Source organism: Bradyrhizobium sp. JR3.5 (assembly GCF_054057015.1).
Genome location: NZ_JBSRYV010000001.1, coordinates 99,923 through 124,783, shown reverse-complemented (window position 1 = coordinate 124,783; position 24,861 = coordinate 99,923). Strand labels below are relative to the sequence as shown.

The following is a 24,861-nucleotide window of genomic DNA, read 5'->3' as shown; positions in this document are numbered from 1 at the left end:
TCCGCTCCAACGAAGGCGGCTTCAGACCTCACCTTCCATGGGTCCGGGTCGCGCGGTCTCAAATGCAGGTAGGCAGCCGCATGCTGCTCGACCGCGCACAATTGCGAGAGCGGATCGCTAAAGAAGAGTTCGCCCTGATCAATGATGTCCCTCCGCGCCCCCGACCTTGCCTCTGAACACCCGATATCCGATCGCGACATACAGCACCATCAAGGGGAAGACGAAGAGGCCCTCGCCCCAGAACATGAAGGCGAGACTGGCGTGAGGCGCTGCCGCTTCGTCGATCGTGATCGAAAACGGGATCATGTAAGGCCAGAAGGACAATGCCAGCGTTCCAAACGCCGCGACGAAGATGATGGCGACGGCGGCGAACGGCCAGCGATCGTCGCGATGCAGGATGCTGCTCGCCAGCATGACCGCGGCGGCGGCTCCGACCACCGGAAATACAAACAGATAGGGCCGGTCGAGCCATCGATGCATGATAGGAAGGTTTTCGATCAGGGCATGCGCGAAGACGACGATCAGAAACGCCAGGACGGCAAGCGCGAGCCCGGGAATTTGGCGACGAGCCGTGTCACGAACGCTCGACCGGCACTTTTGCACCAGCCAGCTGGCGCCCAGAAGAGCATAGCCCGAACACAGCCCGACGCCGCACAACAGCGAGAATGGGCTGAGCCAGCCCAGAATGCCACCGACATAGACCCCGTCGGTGAACTCCAGGCCCTGCACCAGGGCTCCGACCGTCACGCCTTGCATGAAGCTCGCAGCGAACGACCCGCCCACGAAGCTTACGTCCCAGATCCAGCGAAACTGCCGCGCCGCCCTGTGGCGAAACTCGAAGGCAACGCCGCGCAGGATCAACCCAAGCAGCATGATAATGACCGGCAGATAAAAGGCCGACAGCAGCGTGGCATAGACAAGTGGAAACGCGCCCCAAAGGATCACGCCGGCGACGACAAGCCAGGTCTCATTGCCATCCCAGACCGGCGCGACAGTGTCGAGCATCGTATCGCGATCCGCCTCGCTGCCGGCGAAACCAAACAACATGCCGACCCCGAGATCGAACCCGTCGAGCAGCAAATAGATCAACATGCTGATGGCCAGAAGAGCAACCCAGAACAAGACCATCTCTATTCTCCCGCGCTGCGGCAACCTGGTTGAATGAGCTCCGGGTCGGCGAGCGACATCGGGCGGTTTGGAGAGGCGCCGTGCGGCGGCTCGACGACGAGGCGCGTCGGACCGGTGCGCAAGAGTCGATAGATGTAGAATGTGCCGAAGGAGAAGATGAAGAGATAAATCGCTCCGAATAGCACGAGCGAGGTCAGCGCCGCCGGCGCAGTCAGGAACGGCGTTACGGCGTCCGCCGTTCGCAGCAATCCGTAGATCGTCCAGGGCTGTCGTCCCACCTCGGCAACATACCAGCCGGTCAGAATGGCGATGAACGGAAGCGGGAAGCTGAGAAAGATTGCCCAAAGCATGATTCGGTTTCGGCGCAGACGTCGTTTGATGCTCAGATAGGACCCGAACCACGCGATCGCGAGCATGATCAGCCCGCAGCCGACCATAATGCGGAAGGTTACGAACGGTATCAGCACCGGCGGGCGATCCTGCGGCTCGAAATCGGCCAATCCCACCTCCTTCGAGGTCAGGTTCGAGCTGGCGATGATGCTGCCGAGGATCGGCACCTTGATCTCGTATTTGTTGCTTTCTGTCGCCGGATCGGGAAGCCCGATCAGCACTTCGCTCGCGGGCTGCTCGTCATGCCAGCGCCCCTCGATGGCCGCGAACTTTGCCGGCTGGTAGTCGTGAACGTAGTCGCCGACCAGGTGACCGAACGCGAGCTGGGCCGGGATTAGAAGCGCTGCGAGGAACAGTCCCATCCGCAGCATCACCCTGGTCTCGGCGTAGTGGTCGCCGCGCAACGCGTACCATGCGCCGGTCGCAGCAACGCAGAATGCGCCCGTGAGATACGCCGCCAGCAGCATGTGCGGAAAGCGCGACCATACGACCGAATTGAAAATGATCTTCGTCCAATCGTCCGGTACGAAGTAACCGTTCTGCAGCACATAACCGACCGGTACCTGCATCCAGCTGTTGTTGGTCATGATCCAGAAGGCGGACAAGGTGGTCCCGAGCGACACCATCGCAGTGGAGAACAGATAGAACCTTGGCGGCACTCGCTTGCGTCCGAACACGAGGACTCCGAAGAAGCTGGCCTCCAGCATGAACGCCGTGAAGGTCTCGTAGGAGAGAAGTGGACCCTGGATAGGTCCCGACATCTTCGCGAGAACGCTCCAGTTCGTCCCGAACTGGAATCCCATGACGACTCCCGAGACAACGCCCATACCGAAGGCGACGCCGAAGATCTTGAGCCAGAACTCGAACAGCGCCTGATAGACGGGACGGCCCGTTCGCATGTGCATCGCTTCGAGGACGGTCAACCAGGCCGCAAGACCGATGGTGAAGGCCGGGAAGATGATGTGAAATGAAATGGTGAAGCCGAACTGTATTCGCGACAGCAGAAGCGCCGTTGCATCCATGTGAGCTATCCTTTCCCCTCACGGGCCTCGCATTGATCCCGTCCTGGTGCAGGTAGGGGGCGCTTCACCACGGCCTTTTCCGGCGCGAATGGATTTTTGCGCATTTGCACGCGGGATCCGGCCGAAGATCCCGTATGGCGAGTGGCCTTCACTCTGCGATCGGGCAGTCGGAAAAGATGAGGCGATCGGGATGGGTAAAGATCTCATAGCCATCCGCACGGGCGACCGCGATCAGCGTGATGCCCGCCTGGTCGGCCGTTTCTACTGCGAGCGAGGTCGGTGCCGAGACCGCGACGAGGACAGGGGCCCCGATCCGCGCGGTCTTTTGCACCATCTCAACCGACACGCGGCTCGTGAGGAGGATCGCGCCGCCCGCCCGAGCCATGTCCTCCCGCATCAGCGCTCCGGCGAGCTTGTCGAGGGCGTTGTGACGGCCGACATCCTCCCGCACCAGACCTATGCCCTTGTGCGGTTGCCAGAAGGCCGCGGCATGCACGCTCCGCGTCTTCTGATTGAGCTCTTGTAGCGGAGCGAGAGCGCTCATGGCGTTCAACAGGTCGCGTGCACGAAAGGTCGCCGTGCTCGATACCTGCCGTGGCGTGGGACAGGCCTGCTCCAGGCTTTCGATTCCGCACAATCCGCAGCCGACCGGACCGATCATGGCCCGGCGACGCGCCGAGAGTTCGTCCGCCCGGTGTCGGTCCAGCCACATCCGAACCTCCATTCCGAGGTTGTTCTCCACGATCTCGATGCTGGCAATCTCGTCCCTCTGCTCGATGACGCCCTCGGTCAGGGCAAAGCCAACCCCGAAATCCTCGAGATCGGCCGGCGTAGCCATCATCACCGCGTTGGTAGATCCGCCGAAGGTGAGCGCAATCGCTCTCTCCTCGGCTACACATCTCGATGACAGCGTGGGGTTTCCACCGCGCCAGAGAAGTTTCGCGCGCTGCTGTAGCGAACTATCGGCGATCATGACCGCTCCTTCCAGGTACCGTACCAGTTCAGATAGCCGCGCCTCCCGAAAGACGTTTTCGTACCGCGATCGCATTTTCTTGATCGCACGGCAGCGCTTTCGGGCAATCGATCCGCGCTGCTGCGTGCGAATTCGAAAGATCATTCGGTGGTCGACGACGATATCGGAGCCAAGCCCAATCAGGCGGACCGGGCCGCGCCGATCGCCATTCCGGGCTTAATGATAGCCAACTCAATGCATGGAGCATGCGAGCATGACCAAGCCGGAACGTACGGGTGCCGGTGCACCCAGACGACCCGTTCACCAGATGCTGGTGCCATTCCCGGTCGCCTACTTCGCGGCGGCATTCGCGACCGACCTAGCCTATTGGGGGACCGCCGAGGTGATGTGGTACCGGTTTTCCGTCTGGCTGATCGCGGGTGGACTGGTCATGGCCGCCCTCGTCGCGCTGGCCGCGGTGGTCGATCTCTTTCGTAACCAAAGACCGGCATGGATCCGCGCGCTGGCCTACGCGGCCGCGGTCGCGCTGTCCATTCTCAATGTCCTTGTCCATAGCCGGGACGGCTATACCGCCGTGGTTCCCACGGGGCTAACCCTCTCTGGCGCCGTCCTCGTCGTTATGGTTTTCGCGATGTCCTCCGGCTGGACGTTGACCCATCGCTATCGCATCGGAGCAAAGGCATGACCGAAGTCACGACGAGTTTGCCGCGGGTTGCTGCCATCATGGTCGCTGTGGCCGGGTTGGGTCTGGCCGGCTGCAACAATACCGGAGAGGTGACCCAAGGCTCCAGATCGGCGCAAATCCGGCGCTGCCGCCGCTGCAACAGTATCTGCTGCCACCGATCCGGATTGCGACACCGGTGGCATGGGGGTCCGAGACCCCCAAGGTCCCGCGGGGGCTTCAGGTCCACGCGCTTGCCGCAGGGCTGCAGCACCCGCGATCAGTTTACGTCCTGCCGAACGGCGACGTGCTGGTCGTCGAGAGCAACGGTCCAAAGGCGCCGGTTTTCCGTCCCAAGGATCTGATCACCGGCGTGGTGCAGTGGTTCGCCGGCGCCAAGGCGAAGGACGCCAATCGCATCACGCTGCTCCGCGACACCAATGGCGACGGCATTCCCGACATGCGGACGGTGTTTCTCGATCACCTCAATTCGCCGTTCGGTGTCGCGCTGGTCGGCAACGATCTCTATGTCGCGAACACGGACGCGATCATGCGCTATCCGTATCAGGAGGGACAGACCAGCATCACCGCCAAGGGCACCAAGCTGACCGATCTGCCGGGTGGCCCGATCGATCATCATTGGACCAAGAGCCTCGTGGCCAGCCCGGACGGATCCAAGCTCTACGTCGGCGTCGGGTCGAACAGCAATGTCGGAGAGAACGGCCTGCAGGCGGAGTATGAGCGCGCCGCTATCTGGGAGGTTGACCGCGCTACCGGTGCCCATCGCATATTCGCAAGCGGTGTGCGCAACCCGACAGGCCTGCAGTGGGAACCGACGACCGGCAAGCTTTGGGCGATTGCCAACGAACGCGACGAGATCGGACCCGACCTGGTGCCGGACTATCTCACTTCGGTGAAGGACGGAGGCTTTTACGGCTGGCCGTATAGCTACTATGGCCGGCATCTCGATCCGCGCGTTCAACCGCAACGGCCCGATCTCGTTGCCAAAGCGACCGTGCCGGACTATGCGCTCAGCTCCCACGTGGCTCCCTTGGGGTTTGCCATGTCCTCCGGCCACAATCTGTCTGCTGACTATCAGGCCGGCGCCTTCGTCGGAGAACATGGCAGCTGGGATCGAACGCCGCTTAACGGCTATAAGGTCGTTTTCGTACCCTTCAAGGACGGCAAGCCTTCCGGCCCGGCGCAGGATGTCGTCACCGGCTTCCTTGATGCGAACAACCACACCCATGGCAGACCTGTCGGCCTCGCCATGGATCGCAGTGGTGCACTGCTGATTGCCGACGACGTCGGCAACGCGGTGTGGCGCGTCTCATCGGCTGACGAATCGGCTACGCCGAAACCGGCTTCGTAGCGATCAAACCAACGTGCGGTCCAGGCGGGCGTGGAAACCGGCCTGCCTCCTCTCGCGCACTCAGGCCCTTGATTGGTGCGTGAAATAGGTCTGCTCCTGTCATCGAATTTAGTCGGATCGGCGCAGCCATCGCCTATCTCGGAATCAGGATGGAGGTTGACATGTATCTGCAAATCAAACGATGCATCGCTGTTGCGACGCTGCTTCTTGCGATCGGCGCGTCGACTCCAGCACTCGCCTCCACGGCGGCCGCACTCCCGCAGAACTCCGGCCTAAGCAACGTGCTGGTCCAGCTAGAGCGCGGCGAGCTCGTCAGGTTGCGTTCTGGAGGACCCTTGATGACCGTGTCCTCGATCAAGGGCGACCAGGTCCACTGCGTTTGGACCGAGGATCGCGGCCAACCCGCCGATGCGACCTTCCCGGCCGACGTGCTGCAGCGAGCGGCTTTGGAATTACCCTGGAGGTGAGGATGCTGATTACCCTGGTTGCAATTCTCTGCAACGGAACTCTTTGCCTGGAAAAGGTCGTTACCAATAGCGAGCAATCCGGCATCACCATGAGTGCATGCGAGACCAATGCCCAGACTGAGATCGCCGATTGGCTCTCGCATGGCCCTTACAGCCAGTGGAGGCTGCAGGGCTACAAGTGCGTAATCGGGCCATATGCTCCGAAGCGATCGGCCTAGACGCCATGTATTCATCATCAAGTATGATGCAATTCTGATCCAAACCGGCTGGGCCATCTCCTTCCCGCTGTCGTTCGGCGCCAGCGACTTTCGTGGTGCGCGGCATTCTGTCGGGAGGGCTCCCGCGAGAGGGCGTCGGGGTCGGTCCATTGGCGCCGCGACCTCACGTCTCCGAGATGCGTCACCACGTCGCGTCCGACCGAGAGCTCTCAGTTTTCGGATCCGCCATCACGCATCTTCAACGCCGCCTCGAAACACTCGATAAGGCCGTCGCCATCGAATGGCTTCGTCAAGTAGCAAATCGCTCCCGCCGCAAGCGCCTGCGCCCGGGTCCTCTCATCGGGAAACGCGGTGAAAAAGACAAAGGGAACGCGGCTCCCCTGGGCACGCAGGTGATCCTGCAATTGAACGCCGCTCATGCCAGGCATCTGGACATCGGTGATGACGCACGCGAAGTCGTCAATACGTCCCGACCGCAAGAACTCTTCGGCCGATGCGAACGTACGCACGACGCATCCGAGCGACCTCACGAGGCTGTCGGTCGTGACGCGCACGGATTCGTCATCGTCAATGATAGCAACAAGTGGAAGTTTCGACACAACGATCTTTCCTTGGTGCGGAGACAGAATCCAACGCGTCACCGTCCCGGCGGCTTCAGATTGCACCATAGATCGAGATCGCAAAACGATACCTGAGTATAGATTTCCGCCTTCAACCTCTTGGGCGCCGGATTCCGAGCGAGTCTGCCATTCCCACAAGATCAACTACGGATCGCGCCTTCATTTTTCGCATCATGTTTACACGATGGACCTTGACCGTAATCTCGCTCACTCCCAGCTTTGCCGCGACCTGCTTGTTCATAAAGCCTTCGACGACGAACCCCATCACCTCCCGCTCGCGTGCTGTCAGGGAGGCAAGCCGAACTCGGATATCTGCGACAGCCGTCTCGCTGTCGCGTCGCTTTTGGTCTCGCTCGAGCGCTTTGCCGACGGCATCCAACATGTCCTGGTCGCGAAAAGGCTTGGTCAGGAAGTCGATCGCACCGGCCTTCATCGCCTGGACCGACATCGGGATGTCGCCGTGCCCCGTCATGAAGATGATCGGGACGCGAATACCAGCCACCGCCAATTCGGCCTGGAAGTCGAGGCCACTGACTCCCGGCAACCTGATATCGAGCACCAGGCAACTTGCTGCATCAGGCATCTTGATCTGCGCGAACTCGCGGGCAGAACCAAATGATTCCACCCGTAGTCCCACAGACCGGAACAGACTGCCGAGGGTTTCTCGCATCGCCACGTCGTCATCGATGATAAACACGACATTCTCAGACGCCGTTGCGGGGTCGCGCTGTGATCTGGAGGTACCGGTCACGCAGCCTCCTCCTGATACGTTGGCAATGTGAATTGGAATCGCGCGCCCGGGCCGGCGTTGTTAACGGCCGCCAGCCGTCCGCCGTGAGCCTCGATGATCGAGCGGCAGATCGAAAGTCCCATGCCCATTCCACCCGATTTCGTCGTGAAAAATGCCTTGAACAACTTGTCGGCACTGTCAGCGGATATTCCAACGCCTGAGTCGACGACATCCACCACGACCCGCCGTGCTTCGTCCTGATAGGACCGGATGACCAGCTCACGCGCGCGGCCCACGATCGGCTGCATTGCTTCCACACCGTTCATGACCAGATTGATGATCACCTGCTGCAGTTGAACCCGATCGGCCATAACAATAGGAAGGGCCGGCGCCAGTTCCAGCCTCCAACGCACATGGCGCGTGGTCAGTTCGCGCTGCACCAACGCTATCACCTCGTCAATGATACCGTTGATGTCGAGCAGCTCCTTCTGCGATTCGGCATTCTTTGCGAGATTGCGAATCCGCCGGATCACTTCAGCGGCCCTGTTCCCTTCCTTGATGATCCATTCGGCAGCTCGGCGCGCTTCGTCCAGATTTGGAGTGGCTCCGTCGAGCCAACGCAGGCAGGCGCTGGCGGCATTGACGACAGCGGCAAGCGGCTGGTTCACCTCGTGCGAGATCGACGCCGTCATTTCTCCCAGCATCGTCACGCGCGTCACATGCGCCAGCTCCGTCTGGGCCCTCTGCAGCCTCTCCTCGGCTTGCTTGGTCGCGGTGACGTCAACCACGGCCCCAACGTACTCCAACTGGCCGGCCTGATTTCTGCCGACGTGAGCGACGACATGGGCAAACTTGACGGATCCGTCGGGCATCAGGAATCGATGTTCGTAATCAAGATCCTGTCCCTTGAGCAACGCGCGCTCGCGCGCCTGCTCCACGAGCGCCCGATCTTCCGGATGAACACGCTCAAGGATCATTTCGAACGTGAGAGAATGTGACGGGTCATATCCAAGAATTCTGAATAATTCCTCCGACCCCACGCGCTCGCCGGTGGTGACATTCCAGAAAAAGCTGCCAGTTTGACTCACCCGCTGTGCTTCGACCAATTTGGACTCGCTTCGCCGCAATTCTTCCTCTGCCCGCTTGCGGTCCTCGATATCGGTTGACGAGCCGTACCATTTGACGATGTTGCCCGTCTCGTCGCACAGCGGCACGGCGCGGAACAGGAACCAGCGATACTCACCATCGAACCGCCTGAGCCGCGCTTCGAGCTCGCCCGGCATGCCTGAGGCTCTTATCGCGCTCCATTTCTGCAGCATGGCCTTCTTGTCTTCAGGATGAAAGGCACGAGGCCAGCCGGTCTCGGCCTGGTCCAGGGCGAGCCCGGTGTAGTCGAGGGCCGGTTGATTGAGAAAGTCGGGAATGCCTTCCGGGGTGGAGCGCCAGACCAGCGCCGGAATCGAATCGACAACCAGTCGAAGGCGATCTTCCGACCTCTTGATTTCGTCAAATGCCTTCTGCAGCTCTTCTTTGGCGAGGTGCTGCTCGGTGACGTCGACGTGTGTACCAACCAGCTGCTCCACTTCGCCGTCTTCTCCAAGGAACGGATGCCCCACGGAGTGTACGTATCTGATCGATCCGTCTGGAACTCCGATCCGAAAGTCGACTTCGAGGTCCGCTTTCTCCCGAACCGCCCGCTGCACCATTTCGATGACCCGTTCCCTGTCTCCCTGCAGGATTCGATCATAGAAGGGCTGCGGTGATACGGCGTCGTCGTTCGGATCAAGTCCGAACAGGTTGTAAACCTCACGGGACCGATACACGAACTCTCCAAGGCGAACATCCCAGGCCCAGCTGCTCGTTCGGCTCAAACGCTGAGCCTCGGCCAGGTAGGCCTCACTGCGCCGAAGCTTCCGTTCCGCTAGTCTTACAGCCGTGACATCCATCAGGGCGCCAACGAATTCGACTCCTCCCGACGTGCTCCTCTCGGCCTGAGCGACGGCACGGACATGCTTCACCGTACCATCCGGCATCAGCAAGCGATGCTCAGAATCGAACTCTTCACCGTCACGAGACGCGCGATCGATAATCCTTTGGACGGAAGCGCGATCCTCAGGATGGGTGCGCTGAACAATAAGCTCGACGCCAGGCTTAGTCGTGCGATCACATCCAAAGATTCGAAATGTCTGATCTGACCAGACGATGTTTCCGGTTTCAACATTCCACCCAAAACTTCCGGTGCCACTCAGCTTCTGCGCCACAGTAGAATACATCTCGCTGCGCCGTAGCGCGGTCTCGGTCCGTCTTTGATCGTCAATTGCTATATGCAGATCTCTACCGGAACGTTGAAGATCATTTGCGGCCTTCCTCTGCGCCGAGATCACGAATGCCACGACAGTCGCCGTGAGGAGGAACAGAATTTGGCGAGGCACCTCCCCGGGAACGGCTGTGGCGAACAGATCGTGTTTCCATAGCGACGAACCGCTCGTCGGCACAAGGTAACAGTGAAAGGCCAATACGCCGAGAAAGACCGCCAACAGCGCCGGGCCGAGACCGCCGAACCATGCAGCAAATATGACCGCGCAAAGCAGCGGGGATACGATTGCCTCGGCGTTCAACAAACGTGTCAGGAGTTCAGCCGCGATGGCCGCAATGGCAACAGACAAAACCGACAGCGCAAACGAAGTCGCGAGCGATGTTGACCACGGTCGGGGAATATCAGATCTCGTCATTCCGGCTGCCCATCAACTTCGGTTGATCTAGACAACATCCCGCAGAGGCACGAACGCCGCGGCAAATTTCAAGAACTCCGTAAACTGGCTTCGTGGAGTTCCAACACGTTCAGGTGTCCCAGCAAGCCAACATTAGTCCATTTTATGGAAGGAGTCCGGCCAAATTCGGCCACGATCCAGGCTCGATCCCGAAGCGCGGAAGTCGTCCATAGCCCATATGGAACGACGTCGAACCAAACACCGCGGTTCACCCGCAAGCCGCCTCTCCTGAAAGCTTGTACATCGATCGCAACCATGCGCAGTGGACGCTAGGTACCGGCAGCGTAACCAAGCGGTGGAGATCAAGCCGACCCGCGGGTTGGCACAGCTAAACCTCTGTTTAATTGAAATGCAGGTTGACCGCGCCCAGTCTTATCTCAAGCAGCATGGCCGCGCTTTCCTCCCTGGTGCGTACGCCTGTCTGCCAAACGGACGGTTTCACGCCCCCTCCCCGCCTCGGCGGGAAACCGTCCGCCCCTTCGCCAGTTGGCGGAGCCATTATTGCGAGCCTTCGGATTCTCTTCCTGCATCCTGCTCACCCGTCGCGGCCGGGCAAATCACGCGCGACAACCAAACGATCACGGGGCTTCTCCGCGCGCTACATCGAGCTCTCTCCGGCGTTCGGCAGCACCATCGGCTCCGCAACGCCATACGCGAGCCTTCGGCAAGCCAACTCATCGGCGGGCGCAAAGAGTTGGAGATTTTAAACCTGCGTATAATTCCTCCGACCCTTTTTGAATATCGAGCGCTTACCCGCGCACGATTGAGGCCACAATCCTTCCCGCATAGCCTCGCCATCCATCGATCGCCCGCACCGAACACCGACGGCGAACGAGCCAAGGCAACCGAGATCCACGCGACACGAAGAGGCACAGATGCACAACAATTCTCAACATCGCCGTGAGACCGCCACCGTGCGCTGCCCGATCTGCGATGGCAGATTTGGCCTTTTGCGGCACTATTGCTGGAAGACAGCGTTTTGTTCCGAACGGTGTGTTGGCCGCTTCAAGGCGCGCCAGAGTGACGATCGCAAATGGCTATCCTGCCCTTCGGGCGGCTCAAGAGCTCCCATCATTCACTTCAACTCAGGGAGAGGCGCGTGAGGTTCATCCTGGTCAATGGTCGAGTGCCCTGCACTCAGCCCATCTGCGTGATGTGCGAGAATCCGATCTCCCCAGGCTATCTGCGAGAAATCGGAACACGCCTCACCTACTGCAATCATGAATGCTACGCAGAGCATTGCAATACCGCCATTCGGCTGCTCGAAAGCCGAGCAGTGGTATCGTGAAATTTACTCGCCAACCGGCGGCGGAAGAGGACATCGCATGAGAGCTTGCACCATGACCCGCAACAAGCCCGGCTACGAGGACTCGGCACTTGCTGCTATCAAGCCAGGTATCCTGCAGTTGAAGTCAGGACATTTTCCAACTTCACGCCGGCGGCATCGGAGCTTTGCCTCGAGCGCCCAGACCGCGCCAAAGCTGCGGAATGAAGGCGCGCAGATTCCGACTGATTTCGACGGCCTGTCTGTGCCGGCACGCCTTCTCATCGCGGAGATAGCCGGAGAATTGCAATCCCGTGTTGTCTCCAATGAAGCAGGCATTCGTTCGCTCCTGTCGACTGCGGTGGTGAAACTGATTGATGCGATAGGTGCGCTGCCGCAGCAACGCTACGCCCCCTCGGAACAGGCGCTCGCAACTGCCGGATCGGCATCGAGCACGGAGTCTTCGGCTCGGCGTCCGCCACCCAATGACACCGTGCTGCGAGTTGGACCGCTTGAGCTCGACCTCCTTGACCGCACTGCGAAACGCGGCGACCGCCGGATCGAACTGAGACCGCGGGAATTTCAGTTGCTCAAGTACATGATGCAACGCAGCGACATGGTGCTTACGCGGGCGACCCTCTTGACGGAGGTTTGGAGCTACAGGTTCGTGCCGGAGACCAATCTCGTCGACGTCTACATGAGCAAGTTGCGCCGCAAGGTTGACGGCACGAATGAGGCCGCTCTCATTCGGAACGTGCGCGGCGCCGGCTTTGTACTGAGTGCAACGCCCTTTCGAGAACACTTAACAGCGACGATTTTCGAGGATGCGACGATCTCGTTGGACGAGGCTTCGCGAATGGAGCAACGGCGGTGCAATTGTGAACGTCTACGCCGGGCGTGCGGCACAGCGCCCGCAGCCACCAAGCTTGCGAGTTCGAAGAGCCTCCAAATCGGCGACGGCATCGTGCCATCGCGAAAGGCTGCAGCTTCTTGAAAGTTCAATTCCAGTTCTCCAGCAATGGCAATCCGCGAGATGAGCAAATGATTCTCCTGCCTCTTATGACCGTCTGGGTGTGGTTCCAGATCTTGACGGCGTCAGCGCTGCCCGCGCCAGCTTTGCAATCATGCCATGCGCACGGCTCACGGACAGTTCATTGGCAGACTCTGGTCAGCTGACCGGCCGTTTGTGCCATTCGCTGCCGTGCACCAAGCAGAACCGTCGTGGGCGAGGCGTTCAGATGGACGCTGGAGCCAACCGCTTCTGGCAAGCATCACGATGGCAATAAACGACGGACTTCTCGCGCTTACCGGCGGGATTTTCGTCGAACGCGCTCTGCACTTTTGGACAGAACTGCGCGAGCTTTCAATCCCTGAACGAGGTGGAGTGGATAGAATGGACACCGTGCGAACTCGAAAGATTATTGTGCGAGCGGCGACTACAACGTCAGAAGCCTAGCGCGCAACTAGGTCCGGTCGGACCGGTCCTCCCATCCGTCGATGACCCAACTCGCTTTCAATTGGCCTGCCCCGTTCGGAACGATCGCCATGGAACTCGGTCCGTCTTCTGCCATATCGAAGGGCACGGTGGTGCTTGGCCTGCTGTCGGCCTGCATTGTCGTTCTGACAACCGCCTTTGTGCGCCTGCCCGGAGCGCATGCCGGCGCGGCATGGTATCTCCTCCACGCAGCCGGCGGCGTATCTGCCGAGCATCAGCGATCTGATGATTGGCACGATTCAACCCAGGCACGAGCGGATGTGGCGAGCCGAACAGGCCGGCGACTGGGATTTCGCCGCCTACGAGTTAGGCAATCTCCGCGGTGCGTTCGGCCGGCTCGGACGCGCGCATCCAATGGAAGAGGACACCCCGTTTGCCGACATGATCGAGTCCGTTACGAAGAAACCGCTCGAGGGTCTGAAGAACGCGATCGATCGGAGAGACGACGCTGATTTTGGCAAGTCCTATGACGGCCTCAGCGAAGCCTGCAACTCCTGTCACCAGGCGCTGAATCACGGTACGATCCAGATCGGCCGACCCGCCGGCGCGCCCCAATCAGACCTGATTTTCGGGAAAGCTGGACGGTAGCACCAGATCTGTCCGGAGCACCGATCATTTTTGCGGCAAGTTCGATCCATTTGCCTTGTCAGGACAAACGATCTCGATTCGCCCTCCGGGACCGGGATTGATGACCAGCCGGAAGCCATGCAGTTTGATGATGGCCGCCACCAAGCTGAGCCCGAGCCCGACACCCGGCGTGTTGCGCATCTTGTCGGAGCGATAGAATCGCCGTAGCACAGCTTCACGCTCCTGTTCGCTGATACCCGGTCCCGTGTCGGTCACACGCACGATGGCTTCCTTCTCACCCCGCAAAAGCTGCAAGCCGACCCTCCCGCCAGCCGGCGTAAACTTGATCGCATTGTCGACGAGATTCGCCACAGCCTCGAAGAGGAGATCCCGGTCACCCCAAACGTACAGCTTGCGGTCGATATCCACGCCAAGCTCGATGCTCTTGTCCTCGGCGATTGGCTCGTAGACGTCACATACCTCTCGCAAGATTTCATGAAACGCAACATTGCCGAAGCCGGCCGAGCGCCGGCTGTTCTCAATCTCCGTCAGTCGCAGGAGAGCGGTGATGATCGCGAGTGACTGATCGATCCCTCCGATCGCCTTGTCCGTGACTGTCTGAAGCTGCTCCAAGGTGGTTGCATGTGTCCGCCCGCGCTCCAGAGACAATCGGGCGCGGGTCAGCGGAGTTCGCAGATCATGCGCGATATCGTTGCCAACGCCAGCGAGCGCGTTGATCATCGTTTCCATTTCATCGAGCATGCCGTTCACGATCACGGCCAGTCTCGAGAAGGGGTCGTTGACGTTATGATGCGGGAGGCGCTCGCGGAGATCACCGGCGACGATGCGCTGGACGCGCTCATTGACCTCCTCTACGCGTCGCTGCGCGCGCACGCTCAGCCAAGCTCCGGCCAGCAAGCAAAGGCAGAGCGCCGGCAAGAGCCCAAGCGCGAGGGCCTGCCCCACGACGCTGGATATCTCACGGGTCTCGTCGACGTTCCGCCCCATGACGAGGACTTCACCGCTTTCGAGACGTCTGCCTACCGCCCGAATCAGCGGATCACCACCCGGCGATCGGCCGAATGGAGCTACCCGCGCAGCCTGCGCAGTTCCATCGACACTGAAGTCATGCGGCAGCGCTTTGAGGTTGCCGGCAAGCCTATTGCCGGCAGCATCGAACATTCCCGCATACTGAACGCCTCGGGAATCCTGGCCAAGATGGTCCGCGATTGCATCGGCGCGGCGATCCCGCGGCAGGGCCGCCATGAAATTGAGTTGTTGAGCGATCATGCGATCGGATCGCGCAATCAGGTAGTCGTCGATCTTCCAATAGATGAAACCGAACAGCGCGATCATGAACACGGCGAACACGGCAGCCACCGCCGAGGCCCACCGGAAGGTGTTCGTGCGCATGAGTTGGAGCTGGCGCACCGATCTCGCTGGTTGTTGTTCGGGCCTCATTTCGATCGCCATACCTGCACCGGCGGCGCCTATTATTGCGCCCGCAGGATAAACCCTGAGCCGCGGACATTGTGGATCATCTGTGCTTCCCCGGGACCATCGACCTTATGCCGCAATCGGCCCATATGCACATCGACCAGATTGGGTCGTCGCCGGAACGAACTTGTAATTCCAGACCTCTTCCAGCAACATCGCGCGAGTCAGCAACTGATCACTACGCCGCATCATATATTCGAGCAGGCGAAATTCGCGCGGCAAAAGATCGATCACCCGTTCGCCGCGCCGGGCGGTACGCTCAATCAGATCGAGCTCAAGAGGGCCGACCCGCAAGGTTGTCCCTCGGCTATCCGTGGGACGACGGAGAAGCGCTTCTATTCTTGCTATGAGCTCCACTACTGCAAAGGGCTTCGTGAGGTAGTCATCTCCACCGCTTCGCAAGCCCCGCACCCGATCGTCGACGGCGCCGAGCGCGCTCAGCACCAGGACCGGGGTGCCAACCTGCTCCCTGCGCAATGCCTCGATAATCGTAAGCCCGTCCATGCCGGGCAGCATGCGATCGACGATCAAGACGTCGGGATGGAGCGCTCGGGCCTTGTCGAGGCCGTCAATTCCATTTGACGCCCACTCGACCTCAAACCCAAGCTCGCTCAGCTCGGCCACGATCTCCTCGGCCGTTCCGCCGTCGTCCTCGATCAGAAGAACCTTCATCATCAGCTCGATCTCAGATGTGCCAAAGTACCCGGCCAGCTGGCGCGAAATCATATGCTCGCTCGTTGGCAAAGTCATAAGCCACCGTCCAAATTGCCGGATTAGAATAGGCCGGGCCGCGCTATCCAACGACCTGGCTTAGCGCCGCCCGCCTCCGTCTAGCATGCCGCCCTGGCAAAGCACGGCAGAGGCTCGGAAAAAGACATAAACCCTCGGCCGAGGCCACGCCATTAAATAGCAATTTAACGAGCCGAGCGGATCGGGACCACCGACCAACGCGGCTCCGCCGCCGCGCTTCCGGCAACACTGAAATCGATTTTAGACGATATCCTCCGGCCGGCTGCCTACGTTCCCGGGTACACGATCAAGAGAACGAGCCACCATGCTGGACGACGTCGACGACGAACGAAACGCGAATGGACATCCGGGGGTGGACCCGCGGATGTCCGCCAAAATTGGATTTATCGGGCTCGGCCTGATGGGCACAGCCATGGCAGCCAATCTCGCGGCCGACGGGCGCAACGTATGCGCCTATGTACGCCGGCCAGAGCGCACCGGCGACCTCCAGGCGCTCGGCGTCGCGGCCACGACGCGTCGATCGGACTTGTTCGACAGTGACATCATCATCACCATGCTACCCGACGATGCTGCCGTGCGGAATGTCTTCTTCGGACCATTTGGGATCTCGGAGTCGTTGCGGCCCGGCGTGATCCATCTGTCGATGAGCACCATCAGCACCGAGGCCTCGACCGCGCTGCTGCTCGAGCACGAGCGTCGCGGTCAGAGCTACGTTGCAGCCCCCGTGTTCGGTAACCCCGACGCAGCCAGAGCGCGCCAGCTAGCCGTCATCGTGGCAGGCAACCCGGCGTCCTGTGATCGTTGCCGACCGGTGATGGCTTCGCTCGGACAGACGTTCGTCATTGGGACCGATCCCGCGCAGGCCAATCTGATCAAGCTGCTTGGCAACATGATGACGGCAACGACTCTCGAGGTGCTCGGAGAAGTCGTGACCGTGCTGCGGAAGCGTGGACAGGACCCTCAGCAGTTCGTGGACATCATGACTGGGACGATGTTCAACAGCCGCGTCCACAAGAACTATGGCAGCCGGCTCATTGCCGGCAGTTACAAGCCCGGGTTGACAATGCCGTTGGCGCTCAAAGACGTGCGCCTGGCGCTCGCCGAGGCAGAACTGGCCGGAGCTCCGATGCCATCAGTCGGTGTCGTTCGCGATCGGCTGATCACGGGCATTGCTCGCGGCCATGGCGGACTTGACTGGACGGCGCTCGGAATGGTCGCCTCGGAAGAAGCGGGACTATAGGCTCGCCGGTCCGCACGGCGTGAAGGCATCTCCGTCAAAGAACTGCCTCGCTCCAGCTTCGCGCCGCGCCGAGCGGACGACGAGCTCCGCTATCCTGCATTTTGCCTAGTTTGCGCCGACGCGCGATTCCTCGTGCGCGCCGCGAATTGTTTCCGCTTCTCCAATTCCTGAGTCACGCTCCATTGAACGCATGTGAGCGTTTCGTGTGTTTGGCTGATCCGTGATCCGTCCCACCTGCTCGGACAGGCCACTCGTTCACCGGCCTGCTGTCTTCAACGGAGAAGCTCAATGACGAATCTCAAGCTGCTGTCGACTGGACTGATTGCTGTGGCAATGCTGGCAACGCCTGCCATGGCGCGCGAAAACGCCCACCTTGCCCGGCGGACCGCTGTGGAAGCCAATGTTGCCGCAGCAGACGCGCCGTTCTACTCGGCTGACCACGCCTGCGTTCCGGCGCCGCGCGTCGGCGCGTTCGCGACGGCGCCGTGGACCGGCAACAACGTTCCCTGCGAACCGGGCACCGGCGCGTTCTGATCGCATACCGCGGTTTCGGCTTGTTCGACCGTTCCGCTTGCGCCTTGGCGCTTGTAGATCCTCGTCGATCGGCCCACCGACAAAAGCGGGATGGACACCGTTCCAGCCCGCTTTTTATTGATCACTCTCGCATCAACCGACCGTTTGTTTGAGCTCGACATTTCTCAACTTGCCGCGAGTGGACGTCGCTCCGGTCCTTGTGAAGCCAATTTTAGTGGGTGCGGCTGCCGCGAGTCCCTACTCTTCAAGCATCGCGAAAGCCAGGCCTTGCAGCCGCGTACCAACGCTGCGCGACCGGCGAAAATCCAAACACAAGGAGTATCCCAATGAAACGAATGATATTGATTTTGGCGACTGCCGCGCTTGCCTCCGCACTGGCTGTCGGCGCGGCCGATGCACGCGGCGGCGGAGGTGGTGGTGGCGGTCACGGCGGAGGTTTCGGCGGCGGCATGGGCGGTGGCGGGCACATGGGCGGCTTCGGAGGAGGCGCGCACATCGGCGGCATCGGCGGTGGAATGGGCGGCGCTCATCTCGGTGGCCTTGACGGCGGGGCGCATGTGGGCGGCTTCGGTGGAGGCGTTCATCCCGGCGGCATCGCAATGCGCGGCGACGTCGGCCGAAGCGGCGGCGATCATCTCGGCCTCGGCGATGGCGGCCATCCGGATGGCGCGGGCATCCACGACCACGGCATGCACCACTACGGCAGATACTCGCGGGGCTACGGCTACTATTACAGCGATCCCGACTGCTACGACTGGTACTCCCTGCATCCCGATCAGCCGCTGCCGCTGAGTTGCGGCTAGTCTGCAGCCTTGTCTTCGGTCCGGCTGGCTTGCCGTCCGGATCGAGGCCTTCCGAAACTCAATTCAAAGCGACGCTCTGTAGTCCAATCTGCCGGTGTCGCGTCGCCAGCGGTCATGCCTCGGGATTGGCAGGTCAATCCATACCGCGCCGCCAATGTGCCGCTCCGCTCTCGATCTCCAGAGACCGGCACGCAACACAACGAGGCATCGGTATCCGTTCGCGCGGCGATCCCGAATGTCGCCTCGAGCAATCAATTGGACGCAGAGCAAAGGAACAACCAATGAACACCGTCCCGAACAACAACATGGAATTCATCGATATTCCCGGCGCATCCATCCGCGCATCTCGCATTGCACTCGGGACGTGGGCGATCGGCGGCTGGATGTGGGGTGGGACCGATGAAAGCGATGCCGTCAAGACAATCCGGGAAGCGCTCGATCGCGGAATCAATCTCATCGACACCGCGCCCGTCTATGGATTCGGTCGCTCCGAGGAGATCGTCGGAGAGGCCCTTTCCGGCGGTCGCCGCAGGATGGCGGTAATCGCCACAAAGGCGGGACTTGACTGGAAGAACGGCAAGCCGTTCCGCAACGCGCGCAAGGCCCGCATTGTCGAAGAGGTCGAGAATTCGCTGAAGCGGCTCCGGACGGATGTCATCGATCTCTACCAAGTGCACTGGCCGGATCCGCGCATTCCGATGGCGGAAACCGCCGAAGCCATCAGCACATTGCATCGCGATGGGAAGATTCGGGCAGTCGGCGTCAGCAATTTCAGCCCGGCACAGATGGATGAATTCCGCAAGGTTGCGCCGCTTCATGCAGCCCAGCCGCCCTACAATTTGTTCGAACGCGCCATCGAGCAGGACGTTCTTCCCTACTGCCAAGAGAAGAATATCGCTCTCCTTGCTTATGGCTCGCTGTGCCGCGGCCTCTTGTCCGGCAGCATGACCAATTCGAGCCAATTCACCGGCGACGACCTGCGAAAGGGCGATCCGAAGTTTCGATCACCACGCTTTCAGCAATATCTTGACGCCGTCAGGCGGCTCGATCAGCTCGCGCGGGAACGCTTTGGCAAGCGAGTCATCCATCTGGCAGTGCGCTGGGTGCTCGATCGTGGTGAATTGAACATAGCATTGTGGGGTGCCCGGCGCGCCGATCAGCTTTCGCCGATCACCGACGTGCTCGGGTGGCGGATCGATGCGGAAGCAATGGCCGAAATTGATCGCATTCTCAAGGAGACAATCAAGGATCCCATCGGTCCCGAATTCATGGCGCCTCCGGATCGGGGGGCGGCATGATGGACACACGAGCCACAATCCAAATCGTAAGCCACGACCGGTTCGACGCGACGACGGCCCAAACATCGGGCTCCCGGCGCTTTGCTGCGATCGGACCGTCGCTCGGCATCAGTTCGACGATCTGGGGCGGCCTCTTCGAGGTTGAACCGGGCGCACGAACCGGAATCCACCATCATGGCGAACAAGACACGATCGCATTCGTGCTGTCAGGCCAGTGCGAAGTTCGCTGGGGCGACAAGGGTGAGTTCTCCGCACGCGCGAAGGTTGGCGACTTCATTCACATTCCTGCGTTTCTTCCGCACATGGAGATCAATCCGTCGCGTCTCCAGCCTTTTCGATGGGTCGTGGTACGCAGCACACCTCTGCCTATCGTTGTCAATCTGCCGGACGCGATCTGGCCATGAGCCGGGCCACCTTGCCCGACACCTTTGATCTACCCTGCAAATACGGGACACACATGGAAGATACACAAGGCATTTTTCCGACCATGGAGATCACGCGGCGTACCGTCATCGAAACCGGCACCACCGCGCTTCTGCTGAGCAGCCTTCCGCGGGGCGTGCTTGCCGCCGGGATCGATCAGGCTGACGCCTCCCCCATGACGATCGAGCTTAAGGTCAACGGCCACCTGCACAATCTTACGCTCGACCCCCGCACAACCTTGCTGGACGCCTTGCGCGAGCATTTGGCGTTGACCGGCTCGAAGAAGGGATGCGATCACGGCCAGTGCGGCGCCTGCACCGTTCTGGTGGAGGGACGCCGCATCAATTCGTGCCTTGCGCTTGCGGTCATGCACCACGGCCAATCGATAACCACCGTTGAGGGACTTGCGTTCGGCGAGGACCTGCATCCTATGCAGGCCGCGTTCGTCGAACACGACGGGTTTCAGTGCGGCTACTGCACGTCGGGCCAGATCTGCTCGGCGGTGGGCATGCTGGCGGAAAGCCGCGACGGAGTGCCGAGCTATGTGACCGAGGATCTCACATCCGGCCGGCCGTGGAGCTGAGCGATGAAGAAATTCGTGAGCGGATGAGCGGCAACATCTGCCGGTGCGCGGCCTACCCGAATATCGTCGCGGCGATCAAGCAGGCAATGGGAGAACAGACGTGAAGGCATTCTCCTACGGGCGCGTGCGATCCGTCGCAGATGCAGCTGCCGCGGCGAGCAAGCCCGGTGTCAAGATCATCGCCGGCGGCACTAACCTGCTCGATCTCATGAAGTTGCAGGTGGAGACACCAACGACCCTGGTCGACATCAACCGTCTGCCGCTCGACAAGATCGAAGAGACCTCGGAAGGCGGCTTGCGCATCGGCGCGTTGGTCCGCAACAGCGATCTCGCAGCAGATGTGCGGGTGCGGCAGCAATACGGCGTGCTAAGCCGCGCCCTGCTCGCCGGTGCGAGCGCCCAATTGCGCAACAAAGCCACGACGGCAGGCAATCTGCTCCAACGGACGCGCTGCTACTACTTCTACGACGTCACGAAGCCCTGCAATAAGCGTGTACCCGGCTCGGGTTGTTCGGCGCTCGCGGGCTTCAACCGCATCCATGCGATCATGGGCGGCAGCGAGTCGTGCATCGCGACCCATCCATCGGATATGGCCGTTGCCATGCGCGCACTCGATGCAAGGATCGAGACGATCGATCGCGAAGGCAGATCCCGCACGATCCCGATCGCCGACTTCCACCGGCTCCCAGGCCGCACGCCGGAAATCGAGTCGGCCCTGGGATCGGGCGAAATCGTCACCGCTGTGACGCTGCCTCCGCCGCCGCCCGGCGCCCAGGTCTACCGAAAGGTGCGCGACCGCGCCTCCTACGCCTTTGCGCTGGTTTCAGTGGCCGCCATCGTCGACAGCGTGCGCGGTCGAATCCGCTCGGCGCGGCTCGCCTTCGGCGGTCTCGCCCCCAAGCCGTGGTGCATCGCCGCCGCCGAACAAGGTCTCACGAATGCAGTTGCCGGAGCCAAATCGTTCGATGCAGCCGCGGACGCGATTCTCGAGGGCGCGCATGGAGCCGGCTCCAACGATTTCAAGATTCCGCTGACCCGCCGCACCCTGCATGCGGTGCTCGGCGACGTCACCCGCATCTGAAGGAACATCGAAATGGACATGGATGCACCAGTCGGGGCGAATGCGCTGGATGCCGAGAAGATTGTCGGCAAGCCACTCGATCGTGTCGACGGGCGACTGAAGGTCACCGGCGGCGCACGCTACGCTTACGAGATGCAACAGGACGCACTCTACGGGTTTGTCGTTGAAGCTTCGATCGCAAAGGGGCGGATCGCCTCGATCGAAACGGTCGCGGCCGAGCGGGCACCTGGCGTCAAACTCGTGCTCACCTATCGCAACGCTCCCAAGCAGGGCACCGGCAATCATCGAGAAGCGCATCCTGTGCTCACAGGCCCTGTCGTGTCCCGCTACGGCGAACCGGTCGCGTTCGTCGTTGCCGAAACGTTCGAGCAGGCCAGGGCTGCCGCCTTTCTGGTCAAGGCGACGTACGATCGGGAGGCGGGACAATACGCCCTGCCTCATCATCTCACGCTGGCCCGCGTCCCGCACCAGCCGGACGGCGCGCCGGCCGACAGCGAAGTCGGGGACTTCTCGGACGCATACGCCAACGCTCCCGTGCAGCTCGATCTGTCCTACAGCACACCGCTGCAGAGCCACGCGATGATGGAGCCGCATGCGACACTCGCGAGTTGGGATGGCGACAAGCTGATCCTGCATACCGCGAACCAGATGCTGAATCAGGGCCGGAAGGCCATCGCCCGGACGTTGAACATCTCGGTCGGAAACGTCCGGCTGGTCAGCCCCTTCATCGGCGGCGGCTTCGGCGGCAAACTATGGTTGAACGCCGATGCCATTCTTGCCGCAATCGCAGCACGATACCTCAAGCAACCCGTCAAGGTCGCGCTCACCAGACAGCAGATCTTCCATGTGACGACGCATCGCTCGGACACCATCCAGCGTATCCGCCTCGGTACCGACCGCGAGGGCCGGATCATCGCAATCGGCCACGACGTGTTCTCCGGCAACTTTCCGTCCGAACAGGTCTACGAGGCTGCCGCGCTTCAAACCCGTTCGCTCTATGCCGGCCCCAATCGGCTGACGCGGCATCGTTTGGTGCCGCTCGACATTCCTGTTGCATCTTCCATGCGCGCCCCTGGCGAGGCAGTCGGCCTGCTCGCGCTGGAGTGCGCCATGGACGAGCTTGCGGAAAAGCTGGAGCTCGATCCGATCGAGTTGCGAGTCCGGAACGAGCCTGCCGAGGACCCCGAAGAGCACATCCCCTACTCCAGTCGCAATTTGGTTGCCTGCATGCGGGAGGGCGCACGCCAGTTTGGCTGGGACGACCGCAATTCGATCCCCGGTCAGGTGAGGGACGGACGGTGGTTGGTCGGAATGGGCATGTCCGCCGGAACCCGAGGCAATCCTCTCCGGTTCTCGAGAGCCAATGTACGGCTCGATTCCGATGGAGTGGCTACCGTGAAGATGGCAATGACCGATATCGGCACGGGGACCTACACGATCCTGGCACAGATCGCCGCCGAGATGCTGGGATTGCCGATCGAAAGAATACGGGTCGATCTCGGCGATACGAACTTTCCGGAAGCGGCTGGCTCAGGCGGCTCGTTCGGCGCGGCGAGCTCCGGATCGGCGCTGTTCGAGGCGTGCCAGGCCTTGCGCGAGAAACTGGCAGTACGGGCCGGCATGAATCCCGATACCGCGCGTTTTGGCGACGGCCACATCGCAACGGCGGGGCGCTCTGTCGACCTCACGGAGATTGTCGGCTCCGGAATTGAAGCCGAGGGCGAAATCAGCCCAGGCCGCAACAATCAGGACTTCTCTCAGCAATCCTATGGCGCACATTTTGCGGAGGTTGGCGTTGACCGGGATACCGGAGAAGTGCGCGTACGGCGAATGCTCGGCGTATTTGCGGCCGGTCGCGTGCTGAACGCAAAGACGGCGCGCTCACAGGCCATTGGCGGAAATGGTATTCGGCGTAGGCGCGGCCCTGCACGAGGACCTGGTGCTCGATCCTCGCTTTGGCTACTTCGTCAACCACGACCTGGCCGAGTACCACGTGCCGGTGCATGCGGATATACCGCTCGACATAGACGCCATCTTCCTTCCGGAGCTGGACGAACGGTCGAATCCGCTGAAGAGCAAGGGAATCGGCGAGCTCGGAATTTGCGGTGCCGGGGCTGCGATCGCCAACGCGATCTACAACGCCTGCGGCGCGAGGATCAGGAACTATCCGATCACACTCGACAAGATCCTCACCAATTTGCCGAAGCAAGCCTGAGCATTGCTGCGCGCCCATTGAGCTGGCCGCTGCTGAAGGACGAGCGGGTCCGCCTCGGCTGGTCCTTCCGCTTGTTCCCTTTGGGATTGTCGCTGACGGAGCTCCTGCGATTTCCGTGCAAAGCCGCAAGGGCATCGGTCTGGCGATCGTCAGGTTCAGTGCATCGCTTCCCTGCAATGGAGCACACCCGTGAGATATCGCTTGATCGCCGCCTGCCTTGCCTTCCTCGCGGATGGCGGAGCGCTCGCACAGGTGACAGGAATGGCGCTTCCGACTCCCGTGGTGGGGGCAACTTCTCCACTCGGCAGCAGTACAGCGTCCCCGATTTCACCCCTTGGGATCGGCCTTGGGGCGACTGAAGTTCCCTCGCCCGGCATCAGCCCGGCCCCTATGGTCACCGGCAGCATCGCCGCTCCGTCCACCGGCACCGCATGCTCAACCCTCGGTCTCTCGCCGAACGGGATGTACGGCTCGACGTCGACCTATGACGGCGGCGGCATGGCGATGGCTGGATCGACACCAGTCACCGGCGGCGCAGCTGGGAACACAGCAACATCGTCACTGTCGACGACGTCGGAAATGACGCAAAGCTCCGGGATGTCGACCACATCGGGCACGCTCGATACCGCAGGTATGTCGAGCATGTGCGGCTCCGGCTCGAGCAGCATTGCCGCATCTTCGAGCCCCCGAGTTCGACGGCGCCGACAACGCCCGGCGGCAGTGCCAGGACCGGCATTCCTCTCGGCTCGACGGAGATTA

The 24,861-nt window shown here is 61.2% G+C and carries 19 protein-coding genes and 4 pseudogenes; 14 read left to right on the top strand and 9 right to left on the bottom strand.

Going from position 1 to position 24,861, the window contains the following annotated elements; all coding sequences use genetic code 11:
• Positions 1-138 precede the first annotated feature (138 nt).
• From cydB to fdhD, 3 genes are all read right to left on the bottom strand, one after another.
• Positions 139-1,128 (bottom strand): cytochrome d ubiquinol oxidase subunit II, encoded by a 990-nt coding sequence (gene cydB, locus ACVWW1_RS00620; RefSeq protein ID WP_456654456.1) that lies wholly within the window; start codon positions 1,126-1,128, stop codon positions 139-141.
• Positions 1,129-1,130: 2 nt separating this feature from the next.
• A complete protein-coding gene (locus ACVWW1_RS00615) occupies positions 1,131-2,540 on the bottom strand; it encodes a cytochrome ubiquinol oxidase subunit I (protein WP_456654455.1) in 1,410 nt (469 codons plus the stop codon).
• Between the two features lie 148 nt (positions 2,541-2,688).
• Positions 2,689-3,513, bottom strand: coding sequence for a formate dehydrogenase accessory sulfurtransferase FdhD (fdhD, locus tag ACVWW1_RS00610; protein WP_456654454.1), 825 nt, complete (start codon positions 3,511-3,513; stop codon positions 2,689-2,691).
• Between the two features lie 253 nt (positions 3,514-3,766).
• Here fdhD and ACVWW1_RS00605 point away from each other — a divergent pair, with 253 nt between their 5' ends.
• The 4 genes and pseudogenes from ACVWW1_RS00605 (at position 3,767) to ACVWW1_RS00590 (ending at position 6,231) form a co-directional block, all read left to right on the top strand.
• Positions 3,767-4,198: a DUF2231 domain-containing protein gene (locus ACVWW1_RS00605; RefSeq protein ID WP_456654453.1), complete on the top strand. Its 432-nt coding sequence runs from the start codon at positions 3,767-3,769 to the stop codon at positions 4,196-4,198.
• Positions 4,195-5,546 (top strand): annotated as a pseudogene (locus ACVWW1_RS00600) (PQQ-dependent sugar dehydrogenase). Before ACVWW1_RS00605 ends, ACVWW1_RS00600 begins: the two are co-directional and overlap by 4 nt.
• Before the next feature lie 161 nt (positions 5,547-5,707).
• On the top strand, positions 5,708-6,013 hold the full coding sequence (locus ACVWW1_RS00595) for a DUF2158 domain-containing protein (protein WP_456654452.1): 306 nt from the start codon (positions 5,708-5,710) through the stop codon (positions 6,011-6,013).
• Between the two features lie 2 nt (positions 6,014-6,015).
• Positions 6,016-6,231, top strand: a complete 216-nt coding sequence (locus ACVWW1_RS00590) for a hypothetical protein (RefSeq protein ID WP_456654451.1) — start codon at positions 6,016-6,018, stop codon at positions 6,229-6,231.
• A gap of 209 nt (positions 6,232-6,440) precedes the next feature.
• On the opposite strand, the gene ACVWW1_RS00585 is transcribed toward ACVWW1_RS00590, so the two are convergent.
• The 3 genes from ACVWW1_RS00585 to ACVWW1_RS00575 form a co-directional block, all read right to left on the bottom strand.
• A complete protein-coding gene (locus ACVWW1_RS00585) occupies positions 6,441-6,830 on the bottom strand; it encodes a response regulator transcription factor (protein ID WP_456654450.1) in 390 nt (129 codons plus the stop codon).
• Positions 6,831-6,942: 112 nt separating this feature from the next.
• Complete coding sequence (locus ACVWW1_RS00580) at positions 6,943-7,602, bottom strand: response regulator transcription factor (protein ID WP_456654449.1); 660 nt, start codon at positions 7,600-7,602, stop codon at positions 6,943-6,945.
• Positions 7,599-10,313, bottom strand: a complete 2,715-nt coding sequence (locus tag ACVWW1_RS00575; protein ID WP_456654448.1) for a PAS domain-containing protein — start codon at positions 10,311-10,313, stop codon at positions 7,599-7,601. Before ACVWW1_RS00575 ends, ACVWW1_RS00580 begins: the two co-directional genes overlap by 4 nt.
• Before the next feature lie 1,379 nt (positions 10,314-11,692).
• Here ACVWW1_RS00575 and ACVWW1_RS00570 point away from each other — a divergent pair.
• Positions 11,693-12,610 (top strand): winged helix-turn-helix domain-containing protein, encoded by a 918-nt coding sequence (locus ACVWW1_RS00570; RefSeq protein WP_456654447.1) that lies wholly within the window; start codon positions 11,693-11,695, stop codon positions 12,608-12,610.
• A gap of 660 nt (positions 12,611-13,270) precedes the next feature.
• Positions 13,271-13,699 (top strand): cytochrome family protein, encoded by a 429-nt coding sequence (locus ACVWW1_RS00565; protein WP_456654446.1) that lies wholly within the window; start codon positions 13,271-13,273, stop codon positions 13,697-13,699.
• Positions 13,700-13,723: 24 nt separating this feature from the next.
• Here ACVWW1_RS00565 and ACVWW1_RS00560 read toward each other — a convergent pair whose 3' ends face one another.
• Positions 13,724-15,091: a sensor histidine kinase gene (locus ACVWW1_RS00560; protein ID WP_456654445.1), complete on the bottom strand. Its 1,368-nt coding sequence runs from the start codon at positions 15,089-15,091 to the stop codon at positions 13,724-13,726.
• Positions 15,092-15,171: 80 nt separating this feature from the next.
• A pseudogene (locus ACVWW1_RS00555) lies at positions 15,172-15,850 on the bottom strand (response regulator transcription factor).
• A 379-nt stretch (positions 15,851-16,229) separates the two neighbouring features.
• Between ACVWW1_RS00555 and ACVWW1_RS00550 the strand changes: the two are divergent.
• The 8 genes and pseudogenes from ACVWW1_RS00550 to ACVWW1_RS00515 all read left to right on the top strand — a co-directional run bounded on the left by ACVWW1_RS00550 (position 16,230) and on the right by ACVWW1_RS00515 (position 24,102).
• On the top strand, positions 16,230-17,165 hold the full coding sequence (locus tag ACVWW1_RS00550) for an NAD(P)-dependent oxidoreductase (protein WP_456654444.1): 936 nt from the start codon (positions 16,230-16,232) through the stop codon (positions 17,163-17,165).
• A 288-nt stretch (positions 17,166-17,453) separates the two neighbouring features.
• Complete coding sequence (locus ACVWW1_RS00545; protein ID WP_456654443.1) at positions 17,454-17,699, top strand: hypothetical protein; 246 nt, start codon at positions 17,454-17,456, stop codon at positions 17,697-17,699.
• A gap of 326 nt (positions 17,700-18,025) precedes the next feature.
• Positions 18,026-18,502 (top strand): hypothetical protein, encoded by a 477-nt coding sequence (locus tag ACVWW1_RS00540; RefSeq protein ID WP_456654442.1) that lies wholly within the window; start codon positions 18,026-18,028, stop codon positions 18,500-18,502.
• 29 nt (positions 18,503-18,531) lie between these two features.
• A complete protein-coding gene (locus ACVWW1_RS00535; protein WP_456654441.1) occupies positions 18,532-19,800 on the top strand; it encodes an aldo/keto reductase in 1,269 nt (422 codons plus the stop codon).
• Positions 19,797-20,204, top strand: coding sequence for a cupin domain-containing protein (locus ACVWW1_RS00530; RefSeq protein WP_456654440.1), 408 nt, complete (start codon positions 19,797-19,799; stop codon positions 20,202-20,204). Before ACVWW1_RS00535 ends, ACVWW1_RS00530 begins: the two co-directional genes overlap by 4 nt.
• Positions 20,205-20,257: 53 nt before the next feature.
• A pseudogene (locus ACVWW1_RS00525) lies at positions 20,258-20,910 on the top strand (2Fe-2S iron-sulfur cluster-binding protein).
• Positions 20,907-21,887, top strand: a complete 981-nt coding sequence (locus ACVWW1_RS00520; RefSeq protein ID WP_456654439.1) for an FAD binding domain-containing protein — start codon at positions 20,907-20,909, stop codon at positions 21,885-21,887. The pseudogene ACVWW1_RS00525 and the gene ACVWW1_RS00520 overlap by 4 nt, the downstream one beginning before the upstream one ends.
• A 12-nt stretch (positions 21,888-21,899) precedes the next feature.
• Positions 21,900-24,102: pseudogene (locus ACVWW1_RS00515) on the top strand (molybdopterin cofactor-binding domain-containing protein).
• A 482-nt stretch (positions 24,103-24,584) separates the two neighbouring features.
• Here the strand turns inward: ACVWW1_RS00515 and ACVWW1_RS00510 are convergent.
• Positions 24,585-24,770: a hypothetical protein gene (locus ACVWW1_RS00510; RefSeq protein WP_456654438.1), complete on the bottom strand. Its 186-nt coding sequence runs from the start codon at positions 24,768-24,770 to the stop codon at positions 24,585-24,587.
• Positions 24,771-24,861 lie beyond the last annotated feature (91 nt).